This is a genomic window from Streptomyces sp. NPDC087310 (assembly GCF_044744405.1).
Lineage (GTDB): Bacteria > Actinomycetota > Actinomycetes > Streptomycetales > Streptomycetaceae > Streptomyces.
In genome coordinates, this window is record NZ_JBIUYF010000002.1 from 567124 (window position 1) to 581167 (window position 14044).

Here is a 14044-nt window from a genome sequence, read left to right on the forward strand (position 1 = left end):
TGTCCGTAAGGGGGCTGTCGGTGGGGCGGGCGCGGCGGCGCACGGGGTCAGGAGGCGCCGAGCCAGGCTTCGATCGGGTGGAGCGCGTAGAACACGACGAAGATCGCGGTCAGCCCCCACATGAAGGCGCCGATCTCGCGGGCCCTGCCCTCCGCGACCTTGATCGCGGTGTACGCGATGACGCCCGCGGCGACCCCCGCGGTGATGGAGTACGTGAACGGCATCAGGGCGACGGTCAGGAAGACCGGGATCGCGACACCGCGGTCGCCCCAGTCGACGTGCCGCGCGTTCTGCATCATCATCGCGCCGATGACGACCAGCGCCGCCGCGGCGACCTCGCCCGGGACGAGACGGGTGATCGGGGTGAAGAAGAGGCAGGCGGCGAAGAAGAGGCCGGTGACGACGGCGGAGAGCCCGGTGCGCGCGCCCTCCCCGACGCCGGTCGCGGACTCGACGAAGACGGTCTGCCCCGACCCGCCCGCCACGCCGCCGATCACGCCGCCCGCGCCGTCGACGAACAGCGCCCTGGAGAGTCCGGGCATCCGGCCCCGCTCGTCGGCGAGCTTCGCCTCCGTACCGACGCCGATGACGGTGGCCATGGCGTCGAAGAAACCGGCCAGCACCAGAGTGAAGACGATCATGGAGACGGTCGCCACGCCGACCTGGCCCCAGCCGCCGAACCCGACCTGCCCGAAGAGCGAGAAGTCCGGCATCGACACCGCGCCCCCGGCCAACTCCGGCGGGCCGCTGCCCCATGCCTTGGGGCTGATCGTGCCCGTCGCGTCGAGGACGACGGCGATGACCGTGCCGATGACGATGCCGATCAGGATCGCGCCGGGCAGCCCCCTGGCCTGGAGCATGAAGATCAGCAGCAGGGTGACGCAGAAGAGCAGCACGGGCCAGCCGGCCAGCTCCCCCGCCGGGCCGAGGGTGACCGGGCCGCCGCCCTGCGAGGCATGCACGAAACCCGCCTTGACCAGGCCGATCAGTGCGATGAACAGGCCGATGCCCATGGTGATCGCGTGCTTGAGCGCGAGCGGGATGGCGTTCATGATCATCTCGCGCAGGCCGGTGACCACCAGCAGGCAGATCACGCCTCCGTACAGCACGCACATACCCATGGCCTGCGGCCAGGTCATCACCGGCACGACCTGGCCGGCCAGCACCCCGGAGACGGAGAGCCCGGCGGCGAGCGCGAGCGGCACCTTGCCCACGAAGCCCATCAGCAACGTGCACAGGGCCGCGGCGAACGCGGTCGCGGTGATCAGCGCGGGCCGCCCGAGGGTGTTCCCCGCGACGTCCTCACCGGAGAGGATCAGCGGGTTGAGCAGCAGGATGTACGCCATGGCCATGAAGGTCGTGGCACCGCCGCGCACCTCGCGGGCGACGGTGGAGCCGCGCTCGGATATGTGGAAGTACCGGTCGGGCCAGGACTTTCCGGCCGATGGACGGCGGCCCCGGTCCGGGGCTGGGCCGCCGCCCTCGGACGGGTTCCTGGACTGCACGGACGGCTGGGTCATGGGTGCCTGCTCCCGAGGTTCAAAGGGGGTTGACGCATGGGCCGCACGACCCGGGGGACGGCCCGAGGCGAACCGGAGGTGCCGCGCCGCGGAGAGCGGAGCGCGGGCGGGGTCCGGCCGTGCGCACGACCGGACGCACGACCGGAAAGTATGACATTCCTGTACGTGTACACAGCACGGAGTCTTACGGGCACGCGGCGGCGAGGCTCCGGCGCCGGGGATGCCGGGCGGGACCGGATGCCGTGTGCCGATCAGGTGCCGGTGGTCAGGTACCGGTAATCACGTGCTGGTGGTCAGGTGCCGGTGAGGTGTTCCGGCCGTACGGGTGTCCGGTTCAGCTCCAGACCCGTCGCCGCCCTGATCGCGGCGAGGACCGCCGGCGTGGACGAGAGGGTCGGCGCCTCGCCGACGCCGCGCAGCCCGTACGGCGCGTGCTCGTCGGCCAGTTCCAGGATGTCGACGGGCATGGTCGGGGTGTCGAGGATCGTGGGGATCAGGTAGTCGGTGAAGGACGGGTTGCGCACCTTCGCCGTCACGGGGTCGACGATGATCTCCTCCATCACCGCGACGCCCAGCCCCTGCGTGGAGCCGCCCTGGATCTGGCCGAGGACGGAGAGCGGGTTGAGCGCCTTGCCGACATCCTGCGCGACGGCGAGTTCGACCACCTTGACCAGCCCGAGTTCCGTGTCGACCTCCACCACCGCGCGGTGCGCGGCGAACGAGTACTGGACATGGCCGTTGCCCTGTCCCGTACGGAGGTCGAACGCCTCGGTCGGACGGTGGCGCCACTCCAGCTCCACCTCGACCGCCTCGTCCTCCAGGACGTCCACCAGATCGGCCAGCACCTCGCCGCCGTCGGTGACGACCTTGCCGCCTTCGAGCAGCAGCTCGGCCGTGGCCCACGCCGGGTGGTACGTGCCGAAGCGGCGCCGCCCGATCTCCAGGACCCGCTCCCGCACGTGCTCGCAGGAGTTCTTGACGGCGCCGCCGGTGACATAGGTCTGCCGGGAGGCGGAGGTGGAGCCCGCCGAGCCGACCCGGGTGTCGGCCGGGACGATGGTCACCTGCGTGACCCCGAGTTCGGTCCGGGCGATCTGCGCGTGGACGGTGACCCCGCCCTGCCCCACCTCGGCCATCGCGGTGTGCACGACGGCGACGGCCACCCCGTTGATCACTTCGAGCCGGACCCGCGCGGTGGAGTAGTCGTCGAAGCCCTCGGAGAAGCCGACGTTCTTGATGCCGACCGCGTAACCGACGCCCCGGACCACGCCCTCGCCGTGCGTGGTGTTGGAGAGGCCGCCGGGCAGCGCCCGTACGTCCGCCTCCTCCCCCGCGAGGAGCCACTGCCGCTCGGGCGGGAGCGGCCGGGCCTTGACGCGGCGCAGCAGTTCGGCGACGGGCGCCGGGGAGTCGACGCGCTGGCCGGTCGGGAGCAGGGTGCCCTGTTCCATGGCGTTGATCCGGCGGAACTCCACCGGGTCCATGCCGAGCGCGGCGGCCACCTTGTCCATCTGCGCCTCGTACGCGAAGCACGCCTGGACGGCGCCGAAGCCGCGCATCGCGCCGCAGGGCGGGTTGTTGGTGTAGAGGGCGAGCGCCTCGATGTCGACGTCCTCGACGACGTACGGTCCGGCGGAGAGGGACGCCGCGTTGCCGACGACGGCCGGCGAGGACGAGGCGTACGCGCCGCCGTCGAGCACGATCCGGCACTTCATGTGCGTGAGCTTGCCGTCGCGGGTCGCGCCGTGCTCGTAGTGGAGTCGGGCGGGGTGGCGGTGGACATGGCCGAAGAAGGACTCGAAGCGGTTGTAGACCATTTTCACCGGCTTGCCGGTGCGCAGCGCCAGCAGGCAGGCGTGGATCTGCATCGAGATGTCCTCCCGGCCGCCGAAGGCCCCGCCGACGCCGGAGAGCGTCATCCGGACCTTGTCCTCGGGCAGGCCGAGGACGGGCGCCATCTGGGCGAGGTCGGCGTGCAGCCACTGGGTGGCGACGTAGAGGTCGACGCCGCCGTCCTCGGCGGGTACGGCGAGGCCGGACTCCGGGCCGAGGAACGCCTGGTCCTGCATGCCGAAGACGTAGTCGCCCTTGATGATCACATCGGCGCGCCCGGCGGCCAGGGCGGCGTCGCCGCGGACGACCGGCTGGCGGTGCAGGACGTTGGGGTGCGGGACATGGCCCGCGTAGTGGTCGGTGCGGTTCTCGTGGACCAGCGGGGCGCCGGGGGCGGTGGCCGACGCCTCGTCGGTGACGACGGGCAGGTCGGCGTAGTCGACCCTGATCTTCGCGGCGGCGCGGCGGGCGGTCTCCGGGTGGTCGGCGGCGACGAGGGCGACCGGCTCGCCGTGGTGGCGGACCTTGCCGTGGGCGAGGACGGGGGTGTCCTTGATCTCCAGGCCGTAGTGCTTGACGGCGGTGGGGAGGTCCTCGTACGTCAGCACGGCGTGGACGCCGGGGGTGGCCAGGGCCTGGGAGATGTCGATGGAGCAGATCTCGGCGTGGGCCACGGTGGAGCGCAGGGTGTGGCCCCAGAGCATGTCCTCGTGCCACAGGTCGGAGGCGTAGGCGAACTCGCCGGTGACCTTGAGGGTGCCGTCGGGGCGGAGCGTCGACTCGCCTATTCCGCCGCGGGTCCTGGACCCCTGGGTGAGGCTGGTGGGGATGCCGGTGGTGGTGGCCATGGCTGTCACACCGCCTCTTCCTGGCGCGTGGCCTGCCGGGCGGCCGCGAGGCGGACCGCGTCCAGGATCTTCTCGTACCCCGTGCAGCGGCAGAGGTTGCCGGAGAGGGCCTCGCGGATGTCCCCGTCGCTCGGGGAGGGGTTGCGCTCCAGCATCTCGTCGGCGGCGACCAGCAGACCGGGGGTGCAGAAGCCGCACTGGACGGCGCCCGCGTCGACGAACGCCTGCTGGACGGGGGAGAGTTCGCCGGCCTCGGTGACGTCGGCCCCGGTGGCGCCGGTGCTGTCGGTGGCGCCGGCCCCGCAGGAGCCCGCGCGCTTCCTGGCGTGGTCCGCCAGGCCCTCGACGGTGAGGATGTCCCGCCCCTCGGCCTGACCGGCCGCGACCAGGCAGGCGCAGACCGGGACGCCGTCGAGCCGTACCGTACAAGAACCGCATTCGCCCTGCTCACAGGCGTTCTTGGCGCCCGGCAGGCCCATCCGCTCGCGCAGCACGTAGAGCAGGCTCTCGCCTTCCCAGACGTCGTCGGCCTCCTGCTCGCGCCCGTTGACCGTGAAATGGACACGCATGGTTACGCAGCTCCTTCGAGTCCGCCGGGGCCGTGGCCGGTGGCCCGGTACCGCTCCCAGGCCCATCCGAGCTGGCGGCGGGCCATGATGCCGACCGCGCGCCGCCGGTACGAGGCGGTGCCGCGTACGTCGTCGATGGGGTTGCAGGCGGCCGCGGCGAGGTCCGCGAACTGCTTCGCGATCGACGGTGTGATGATCTTTCCGCTGTCCCAGAAACCGCCCTCGTCGAGCGCCGCGTTCAGGAACAGTTCGGCGTCGCGCGCCCGGACCGGGGTAGGCGCTGCGGAGCCGATGCCCGTCCTGACCGTACGGGTGTCCGGGTGCAGCGCGAGCCCGAAGGCGCAGACGGCGATGACCATCGCGTTGCGCGTGCCGACCTTCGAGTACTGCTGCGGCCCGTCCGCCTTCCTGATGTGGACGGCCCTGATGAGTTCGTCGGGCGCGAGCGCGTTGCGCTTCACCCCGGTGTAGAACGCGTCGATCGGGATGCGCCGGGAGCCCCGTACGGATACGGCCTCCACCTCGGCGCCCGCCGCCAGCAGCGCCGGGTGCGCGTCGCCCGCCGGGGAGGCGGTGCCGAGGTTGCCGCCGACGCCGCCGCGATTGCGGATCTGCGGCGAGGCGACGGTGTGCGAGGCGAGCGCGAGGCCCGGCAGCTCGGCGCGCAGATGCTCCATGATGTGGGTGTACGGGACGGAGGCGCCCAGCGCGACCTCGTCCGCGCCGACCTCCCACTCGCGCAGTTCGTCGATGCGGTTCAGGTCCAGGAGCTGGTCCGGCCGCCGGTGGTCGAAGTTGATCTCGACCATGATGTCCGTGCCGCCCGCTATGGGGACGGCGCCGGGGTGCTCGGCCTTGGCGGCGAGCGCCTCCTCCCAGCTTCCGGGGCGAAGGAAGTCCATGAACGGCTCTCTTCCCGATCGTCACGATCGTTGTCGCCGGGCCCGGGGACGGCCGGTCCTCGCACAGGGTGGCGCCTGAGTGGCACGTGAGTGGTGCTGGTGCACGGGTGGTGCTCGTGCACGGGTGGCTCAGGGGTGGCAGGTGAATGGCTGAAGCTCCGAAGGGCTTCTCACCAGTACACAAGCCGCCGACGCCCCCGGTGCAGTCACCGAAACCATGAAGGAGTTGGCTGGTCCACCACTCCGTCTTGTAGATTCGAACGAATGATGGGATGCCGGAAACCGAACGGCCTTCCCGTCGAAACGTAAGACACTTCCGTCGGGGCGGCAGCTCCGAGAGGGCGACCCCCGGACGACGGACGAGGAAAGAGATCGGCGGCGACACGATGCGGCTGCGCGCACTGCTGGAGACCGACGCGCTGGGGCTGCGGCTGCTCGGCGGCGAGGACGAGCTGAACCGGGCCGTACGCGGGGTGATGACCACCGACCTGCGCGACCCGAGCCGCTATCTCTCGGGCGGCGAGCTGGTCCTCAGCGGCCTCGCCTGGCGCCGGGCGGCCGAGGACTCGGAGCCCTTCGTCCGCATCCTCGCGGGCGCCGGGGTCGCCGGGCTCGCGGCGGGCGAGGCGGAGCTGGGCGACATCCCCGCCGACCTGGTCGCGGCGTGCGCCCGGCACCGGCTGCCGCTCTTCGCGGTGCACGAGAAGGTCGCGTTCGCCACGATCACCGAGTACGTGGTCCGCCAGGTGTCCGGGGAGCGCGCCGGTGATCTGGCGGCGGTCGTCGACCGGCACCGCAGGCTGATGACCTCGGGCCCGGCGGGCGGCGGCCCCGATGTGGTCCTCGACCTCCTCGGCTCGGATCTCGACCTGCGGGCCTGGGTGCTCTCCCCGACCGGCCGGCAGATCGCGGGATCGGGCGCACCGCTGCCCGCCGCGCGGGGAGCCGCACTCGCGGGCGACCACCTCTCGGCCACCCGCGCGGGCCTCAGGAGCCCGCACCGTACGGCCGTCGACGGTACGGCGTACTCCCTCTTCCCGATCCGTACGCAGGGCCGGGAGGCGGCCGAGCCGCGCGGGGCGGCGCTGGCCGACTGGCTGCTCGCGGTCGAGGCGGACGCGGGCGACTGGCCGGAGGCCCGGCTCGATCTGCTCCAGGGCGTCACCCAGCTCATCGCGGTCGAGCGCGACCGGCGGGACACGGCCCGTACGGTACGGCGCCAGCTCGCCCAGGAGGTCCTGGAGCTGGTCCAGGCGGGCGCGGCCCCGGCGGAGATCGCCGCCCGGCTGCGGGTGGCGGCCCCGGTCCTGCTGCCGGGACTGAGCGGTACGGCGCCGCACTGGCAGGTCGTGGTGGCGCGGATCGAGTGGGCGCGGGACGGCGGGGGCGAGGGCGGGGGCGACGCGTCCGGCGCCCCGGTGGCGCAGTCGCTGCTGGAGGAGATCCTGGTGGGGGCGGCCGGTCCGGCGGGTCCGGGCGGTCCGGCGGGCGTCGACTCGGCGGACCGTATCGCCGTGGGCCACATGGGTGACGAGGCGATCGCACTCGTACCGCTGGCGATGGCGGAGGAGGGCGCGGCTCCGGCTCCAGCGGCTCCGGCTTCGGGGGCGGGTCCAGCTTCGGGAACGGCTTCCGCTTCGGGCGCGGACTCGGGGGCGGCTGCCGAGGCCGGTCCGGTGCCGGAGGACCCCCGGCTGCACGCGGACTCGCTGCTGGCCGCCGTACGGGCCCCGCTCGCCGCGGGCCTCGGCGACGAGGGCCGGCTGACGCTCGGCGTGAGCGCCGCGGTGCACTCGGCCGAGGGGCTCAGGGGCGCCCTGGAGGAGGCACGGCACGCCCGTCGCGTGGCGGCGGCCCGGCCGGGCCGCGTCTGCGCGGCGGGCCACCACGAACTGGCCTCGCACGTCCTGCTGCTGCCGTTCGTACCCGACGACGTACGCCGGGCCTTCACCGCGCGGCTGCTCGACCCCCTGCGCGACTACGACCGCCGCCACCGCGCCGAGCTGATCGCCACGCTGGAGGCGTTCCTCGACTGCGACGGCTCCTGGACGCGCTGCGCGGCGCGCCTCCATCTGCATGTGAACACGCTGCGCTACCGGGTGGGCCGGATCGAACAACTGACGGGCCGTGACCTGTCGCGGCTGGAGGACAAGCTGGACTTCTTCCTGGCGCTGCGCATGACCTGAGGCGGTGGCGGACGCGGCCTCGGCCGCGCGGACCATGCCCGGCGTCGCATCGTGTTGACCGCCGTCACCCGAAACGGCCACGGAGCGTTCAGCCGTCGGGCCCGGCGGGAGCGGAGACGGGCGGCGGTCGCCGGGGTCACCGCGGGACGGGACGATCACCCCAGGTGACAGCCCTGACGGCCGGTGGGCCCGGGGCGTACGGCCGTAGCGCGGCCCCTGGTCGGCACCCGGGCCGCGCTCCCCCGATACCACCGCGGGCGCCCCGGTGATTGTGAATTCTTTCACCTGACCTATTGGCCCGGCGTGGTGATCCATGCTGAGATGCGTCCACACTCAACAGCACAATGGCGCGCTAGGGGAGGGCAATGTGGCGTATACCGCCATGTCTGGTTCCGGAACCACCGCTGGTGACGACCCACTCCAGACCGCGGTATGGCGGCTGCGCTCGCGCGGTTGTTGGACCGACGCAGCGGCCCTGCTGACCCCCCACGCCAACTCCCCCGGCCCGGCGCTCCAGCGGGCCGCGCTGCTCGTGGAGCGCTGCCTGTTCACCGGTGACGGCTGGCCCGAGGCCGAGGACGCGCTGCGCTCGGCGGAGGCCACGGCCCGCGAGGACGGTGAGCGGGGCGCCGCCGCGTGCGAACGCGGCCATCTCGCCTACGCCTCGACCGTCCTCGGTGTCCGCGACCGCGCGGACGAGGCGCGCTCGGCCCTGGGACGGGCTGCGGCGCTGCTGGACCCGACGGCGCCGGGCCGCGCCCTGCTCGACTTCCGGCGCGGGCTGGTGGCCGAACACCTCGCGGACTCCCCCCAGTCGGCGCGCGCCGCCTACCGCCGCGCCCACGCCGCGGCGACGGCGCACGGCCAAACGCTGCTGCTCTCCTTCACCTGGCGCCATCTCGCCGGACTGGCCCTGAGGGAAGGTGAGTTGGCCGAGGCGCGGCACGGCTTCGGCGAATCGCTCCGTATCCGGGAGGAGTTGGGCTACCTCGTCGGTACGGCGCCGGCCCTGGCCGCGTTGGCCGACGCTGAACCCGAACCGGAGGCCACCCGTCTCCGCGCCGAGGCGAGCCGCCTGTTCCGTCTGCTGGGCGGCGTCCCCACCTGGCTGGCGGACCAGCTCACGCCCACGCCGCCGGCACCGGTGGTCTGAGAGGCTACGGTCCATGGAGATCGGTGACGACGAGTACGTCTGTCGTGTGTGCGGCTACGACCACGACGGCCATCCCGTGTGGAAGGCGGGAGAGCCCAGCCACGACATCTGTGAGTGCTGCGATGTCCAGTCCGGGTACGGGGACACCACGCTTCCGGGGGTCCGGACCATCAGGGCCCGGTGGGAGAGCGAGGGGTTCCCCTTCCACGACCCGTCGTGCCGCCCGCCGGGCTGGGACCCGAGGGAGCAGTTGCGGAACGTACCGAAGCAATGGCGGTGACGGACTCGCCCAGGGCGGGCCTCCGCCTGTAGCAGGCGGAGGCCCGCCTGTACCAGGCGGAGGTTTGCCCGTACCAGGCGGTGGCCAGCCCTAGGCGGAGGCCCGTACCACCAGTTCGGGCCGTACCCACGCGTCCGCGCCGGTCAGTGGTTCCTGGCCCGCGCGCAGCCGGGCCACCTGTTCGACGGCCAGCCGTCCCAGTTGCCGCTTGTCGAGGTGGAGGGTGGTCAGGGCGGGTTCGACGAGTTCTCCCAGGGAGAGCCCGTCGAAGCCCATGACGGCCAGGTCGTCGGGTACGCGCCGGCCGTGGCGCCGGGCGGCGCGTATCGCTCCGACGGCGATCAGGTCGTTGAAGCCGAAGACCGCGGTGACCTCGGGCCGTACCTCCACCATCCGTTCCAGCCCGGCCTCGCCGCCCGCGACGCTGTGGTCGGGGCAGAGCACGATCCAGCTCTCGTCGAGGGGCAGACCGTGCCGGCGCACCTCGGCGAGGAACGCCTCGCGCCGGGGGCCGGGGGCGTCCGGCCGGTCGCCGTCCAGCATGCCGATCCTGCGGTGCCCCGCCCGGACCAGATGAGCGATGCCCTGCTCCAGGCCCGCGGCGGCGTCGATGCCCACGGCGGCGAACCGGGTCTGCTGCGGGCCGCGTTCCAGCAGCACGAGCGGCACACCGCCGAGATGCCTGGCGAGGGCGTCGTCCTCGTTCTTGAAGTAGCCGACGACCGCGTCCGCCTGATGGGACAGCACGTCGAGGGCCTCCCGCTCCCTGGCGTCGTCGGTGCGGGAGTCCCACACCACCACCTGCCAGCCGCGCTGCTCGGCGGCCTCCAGCACACCGGCGGCCACCTCGGGGAAGAAGGGGTTCATCAGGTCCGGGATCACCAGGCCCGCCGTCACCGCCCCCTTGCGGACGAGTCCCCGCGCGAACCGGCTCGGCCGGTAGTCCAGCAGGCGTGCGGTCTCCAGCACGCGTGCCTTCGTGGCCGGGTCGATCTCTCCCTTGTTGTTGACCGCACGGGAGACCGTCTGGCGTGACACCCCGGCCAGTCGTGCGACATCGTGGATCGTGGCCCGGTGGTGAGGGCCGTCAGGCTCGTCGATCGTGGCTCCCGTTGCTGGTTGTCGGCCCACACGCTGTGCACTGTAGCCGGTGGCGACGGCGCCGGCGCCGGGTGGCCCGTGCGGGAAACCCGGGCGATTCCCGGTCGCCGTCGGCCGGTTCCGCGGATGGTCGTCCTGGTGTCGCGCGTGGTCTTCCTTGTACCGCGGGCGGTCACATCTTGGTCGCTCCGGCGGCGAGGTCCCGCAGGAAGTGCCGTGCCCCGATCAGGAAGACGACGATCAGCGGGATGACACTCATCAACGCCCCTGCCATCACGACGGCGTAGTCGGTGTTGTAGGCGACGTTGAGGTTGGCGAGGGCGACCTGGAGGGTGAGCCGGTCGGGGTCGACCATCACGACCAGCGGCCAGATGTAGTCGTTCCAGATCTGGATGAAGGTGAAGATGCCGAGGAAGGCCAGCGCGGGCCGGAAGAGCGGCAGCGCGATCTGCCAGTACAGCCGGAAGAAGCCCGCGCCGTCGATCCGTCCGGCGTCGAGGAGTTCGTCGGGCAGCGAGTTCTGCGCGTACTGGCGCATCCAGAAGATCCCGAAGGCGTTGGCGGCGCCGGGGATGATCAGCGCCTTCAGTGTGCCGGCCCATCCGAACTCGGCCATGGTGACGAACTGCGGCACCAGCGAGAGTTGCGCGGGGATCATGTACGTCGCCATCAGGGCACCGAAGAGGAGCTTCTTGGCCGGGAAGTCGTACTTGGCGAAGGCGAAGGCGGCCAGCGAGTCGAAGAACAGCACCAGCACCGTGCCCGTCACGGCGACCACGACGGTGTTGAACAGCGAGGTGAAGAAGTCGATGCGATGGATCACCTCCTGCATGTTGTGCAGCAGTTGGGTGCCGGGCACCAGCTTGGGCGGGTAGCTCAGGATGTCCTGGGTGGTGACCGAGGCCATCACCACCAGCCAGTAGAAGGGGAACATCGAGACCAGCACCCCGAGGATCAGGGCCACCCGGACCCAGATCCGGGCCGCCCTGCTGCCCGCGCCGATGGCGAGCCCCGCGTGGGAGTTCGTACGGTCAGCGGCCATTGCGAGCCCCCTTGCGCAGGGCGATGCCGCGCCGGTCGTCGCGGTCGGAGCCGGACACCAGCCGCCAGTTGATGATCGCGAAGAGGGCGATGAGCGCGAACAGGAGCCAGCCCATCGCGGCCCCGTAACCGAACTGGAGGTCGTTGAAGGACCTCTGCCACAGATAGAGCACGATGGTCATACCTTCCTGGCCGGGCCCGCCGGTGGATCCCGGGTCGTCCGAGTAGAAGAGCACTTGGGGCTCGGTGAAGATCTGCAGGCCGTTGATGGTGGAGGTGATGACGGCGAAGAGGATAACCGGCCGCAACTGCGGGACCACGACGCGGAAGAGGAGCTGCCGGCTGTTCGCGCCGTCGACCCGGGCGGCCTCGAAGAGTTCGGTGGGGATGGCCTGCAGACCGGCCAGGAAGATCAGGGCGTTGTAGCCGACCCACCGCCAGATGATCATGATGGAGAGCGCCGACTTGATGCCGAGGGAGGAGCTCAGCCAGCCGACGCCGTCCAGCCCGACCGCCTTGAGCAGCGAGTTGGCCAGGCCGGTCTGGGCGAAGACCGAGCCGAAGACGATGGTCATGGCGACCATCGACGTGACGTTGGGGATGAAGTACGCGACCCGGTAGGTGGCGGAGAACCGCACCTGTGAGTGGAGCAGGAAGGCGAGCCCCAGGGACAGGAAGAGCATCGGCACCGTGGAGAGGAACCAGATCTCGAAGGTGTTGAGGATCGCGTGCCAGAACACCGGGTCGTGGAGCAGCCAGTAGTACTGCTGGAGCCCCACGAAGCGCATGTCCCCGATGCCGTCCCAGTCCTGGAAGGAGAGGTAGAGCGAGAAGAAGACGGGGAAGGCGCCGAAGGCGGCGAAGAGCAGGTAGTACGGGGAGATGGCGAGGTACGACGGCAGATGGCGCCGCCACCGTGCGCGCGGGCCCCCGGTGCCGGTACGGCGGTTGCCCGCCCTCCTGCCGCTGTCGGCCGCGGGAGCCTTGGCCGCTTCCGTCATGCTCGCCATGTCAGCTCACCCCCCGCTGGGACAGGGCGGTTTCGGCGGCGTTCATGGCGTCCCGCCATGCCTTGTCGGGGTTCTTGCCGAGGGTTTCCACGTTGGTCAGCTCCTGGAAGACGGGGGTGTTGGCGGTCGCCTCGTAGGGGCTGGAGTAGATGACCGGGGCCTTCTCGGCGGCCGGGCCGAAGACGTCGACGGGGATCTGGCCGCCGAAGAAGGGGTCGGGCCTGCGCATCGCGGACGTGGTGTAGACGGCCGGGGTGGTGGGGAAGAGCGCCATCTCCTGGTAGCTCTTCAACTGGTTCTCGGGGCCGAGCATCCACTTCAGGAAGGCGAACGCCCCTTCCGGGTCACGGCAGTAGCGGGTGATGCCCACGTAGGAGCCGCCGTAGTTGGTCGGCCCGGCCGGCATCGCGGTCAGCCGCCAGGACCCGGAGGTCTTCGGCGCCACGTTCTTGAGGCCGTTGATGCCCCACACCGCGTTGAGCAGGGAGGCGACCCGGCCGCCGCTCACGGCCGCGTTGTAGTCGGGCTGGTTGTCCAGGAACCCGGCGCTGAGCCCCTGCCGGTGTGCCTCCACGGCCACGTCCCAGGCGTGCTTGACGTGCTCCTGGTCGCCGATGAAGCGGTCGTCGGTGTCGACGAACTGGCGCGGGCTCTGGTACAGGACCATCCGGAAGATGTAGCTGATCTGGGAGACCAGGAAGGGCTTGCCGGGCGCCTTGGCCTTGAGGGTCCGGCCGGCCGAGAGGTACTTCTCCCAGGTGGAGGTGGCCTCGGCGACCTCTCCCGGCTCGGTGGGCAGTCCGGCTTTCGCGAAGAGGTCCGGCCGGTAGTAGAGGGCGGTGGGGCCCGCGTCGAGCGGGAAGCCGATCAGCCGTCCGGAGGGGCTGATGCCGCTCTTCCACTTCCATTCCAGGTACTGGTCCTCGACGGCCCCCGCACCGAGGTCCCGCAGGTCCAGGAACTCCTGTTCGTCCGGGAAGAACTCCGAGATACCGGAGTTCACGCAGGCAAGGTCCGGTACGTACGCCTGGGCGGCCATGCTGGTGCGCAGCTTCGACTTGTAGTCGCCGGCGATCGGCGAACCCTTCACCTTCAGTCCGGACACCCCGGGGACGGACCGCGCGGAGGCGGCGAGCAGCTTCTCGCTCAGTGCTCCGTTCCAGTACCAGATGCTGAGGTGGTCGGTGCCCGCCGAGGCCGAGCCGCTGCCCGCCCCGCATCCCGACAGGCCCAGCAGGGCGGCGCCCGCGCCCCCCAGGGAGGCGCCCAGCAGACGCCTGCGGGACATCGTTCGGTGTTCCATGGGCTCGCACTCGCTTTCCGGACACGGCTCGGCCAGGGCATGGCGCCGACTCGGCCCGCTGACGGGGTGAGGAAGTACGTGACGACTCGACTCTGACAACGATGTCGGCGGTGGTTCCTGGGCTCTGGCCAACAGCGTTTCGGGGGCCGTGAACGTTCACGTGAACGTTGCCGTTGAGTATCGGCGCGGCCGAAAACCAGTGTCAAGAGACGTGCAACGCCTATGTGGTCGGCTCTGTGGTCGGCTGTGTCGTCGTCACTGTGGTCGGCTGCGTCGTCACCGTGGTCGGCTCTGTCGC

The 14044-nt window shown here is 71.5% G+C and carries 10 protein-coding genes and 1 pseudogene; 3 read left to right on the forward strand and 8 right to left on the reverse strand.

Annotated features, from left to right (window positions below; all coding sequences use genetic code 11):
* Positions 1-47: 47 nt before the first annotated feature.
* The 4 genes from ACIO3P_RS08295 to ACIO3P_RS08310 all read right to left on the reverse strand — a co-directional run bounded on the left by ACIO3P_RS08295 (position 48) and on the right by ACIO3P_RS08310 (position 5672).
* Positions 48-1520, reverse strand: a complete 1473-nt coding sequence (locus ACIO3P_RS08295) for an NCS2 family permease (RefSeq protein ID WP_401848478.1) — start codon at positions 1518-1520, stop codon at positions 48-50.
* A 293-nt stretch (positions 1521-1813) separates the two neighbouring features.
* Positions 1814-4201, reverse strand: a complete 2388-nt coding sequence (locus ACIO3P_RS08300; RefSeq protein WP_401848837.1) for a xanthine dehydrogenase family protein molybdopterin-binding subunit — start codon at positions 4199-4201, stop codon at positions 1814-1816.
* A 5-nt stretch (positions 4202-4206) separates the two neighbouring features.
* The gene (locus ACIO3P_RS08305) at positions 4207-4770 is read right to left on the reverse strand and encodes a (2Fe-2S)-binding protein (protein ID WP_401848476.1); all 564 of its coding nucleotides are present in this window, start codon (positions 4768-4770) and stop codon (positions 4207-4209) included.
* Between the two features lie 2 nt (positions 4771-4772).
* A complete protein-coding gene (locus ACIO3P_RS08310) occupies positions 4773-5672 on the reverse strand; it encodes an FAD binding domain-containing protein (protein WP_401785600.1) in 900 nt (299 codons plus the stop codon).
* 386 nt (positions 5673-6058) lie between these two features.
* Here ACIO3P_RS08310 and ACIO3P_RS08315 point away from each other — a divergent pair, with 386 nt between their 5' ends.
* The 3 genes from ACIO3P_RS08315 to ACIO3P_RS08325 all read left to right on the forward strand — a co-directional run bounded on the left by ACIO3P_RS08315 (position 6059) and on the right by ACIO3P_RS08325 (position 9291).
* Positions 6059-7858, forward strand: a complete 1800-nt coding sequence (locus tag ACIO3P_RS08315; protein ID WP_401848474.1) for a PucR family transcriptional regulator — start codon at positions 6059-6061, stop codon at positions 7856-7858.
* A 367-nt stretch (positions 7859-8225) separates the two neighbouring features.
* Positions 8226-9011: a hypothetical protein gene (locus ACIO3P_RS08320; RefSeq protein ID WP_329828063.1), complete on the forward strand. Its 786-nt coding sequence runs from the start codon at positions 8226-8228 to the stop codon at positions 9009-9011.
* 13 nt (positions 9012-9024) lie between these two features.
* On the forward strand, positions 9025-9291 hold the full coding sequence (locus ACIO3P_RS08325) for a hypothetical protein (protein ID WP_401848472.1): 267 nt from the start codon (positions 9025-9027) through the stop codon (positions 9289-9291).
* 90 nt (positions 9292-9381) lie between these two features.
* Here ACIO3P_RS08325 and ACIO3P_RS08330 read toward each other — a convergent pair.
* The 4 genes and pseudogenes from ACIO3P_RS08330 to ACIO3P_RS08345 all read right to left on the reverse strand — a co-directional run bounded on the left by ACIO3P_RS08330 (position 9382) and on the right by ACIO3P_RS08345 (position 13731).
* Positions 9382-10424 (reverse strand): annotated as a pseudogene (locus tag ACIO3P_RS08330) (LacI family DNA-binding transcriptional regulator).
* Between the two features lie 140 nt (positions 10425-10564).
* A complete protein-coding gene (locus tag ACIO3P_RS08335; protein ID WP_329828065.1) occupies positions 10565-11434 on the reverse strand; it encodes a carbohydrate ABC transporter permease in 870 nt (289 codons plus the stop codon).
* Positions 11424-12434, reverse strand: a complete 1011-nt coding sequence (locus tag ACIO3P_RS08340; RefSeq protein ID WP_401787511.1) for a carbohydrate ABC transporter permease — start codon at positions 12432-12434, stop codon at positions 11424-11426. Before ACIO3P_RS08340 ends, ACIO3P_RS08335 begins: the two co-directional genes overlap by 11 nt.
* A 10-nt stretch (positions 12435-12444) precedes the next feature.
* Positions 12445-13731, reverse strand: a complete 1287-nt coding sequence (locus ACIO3P_RS08345) for an ABC transporter substrate-binding protein (RefSeq protein ID WP_401848470.1) — start codon at positions 13729-13731, stop codon at positions 12445-12447.
* Between the last annotated feature and the right edge of the window lie 313 nt (positions 13732-14044).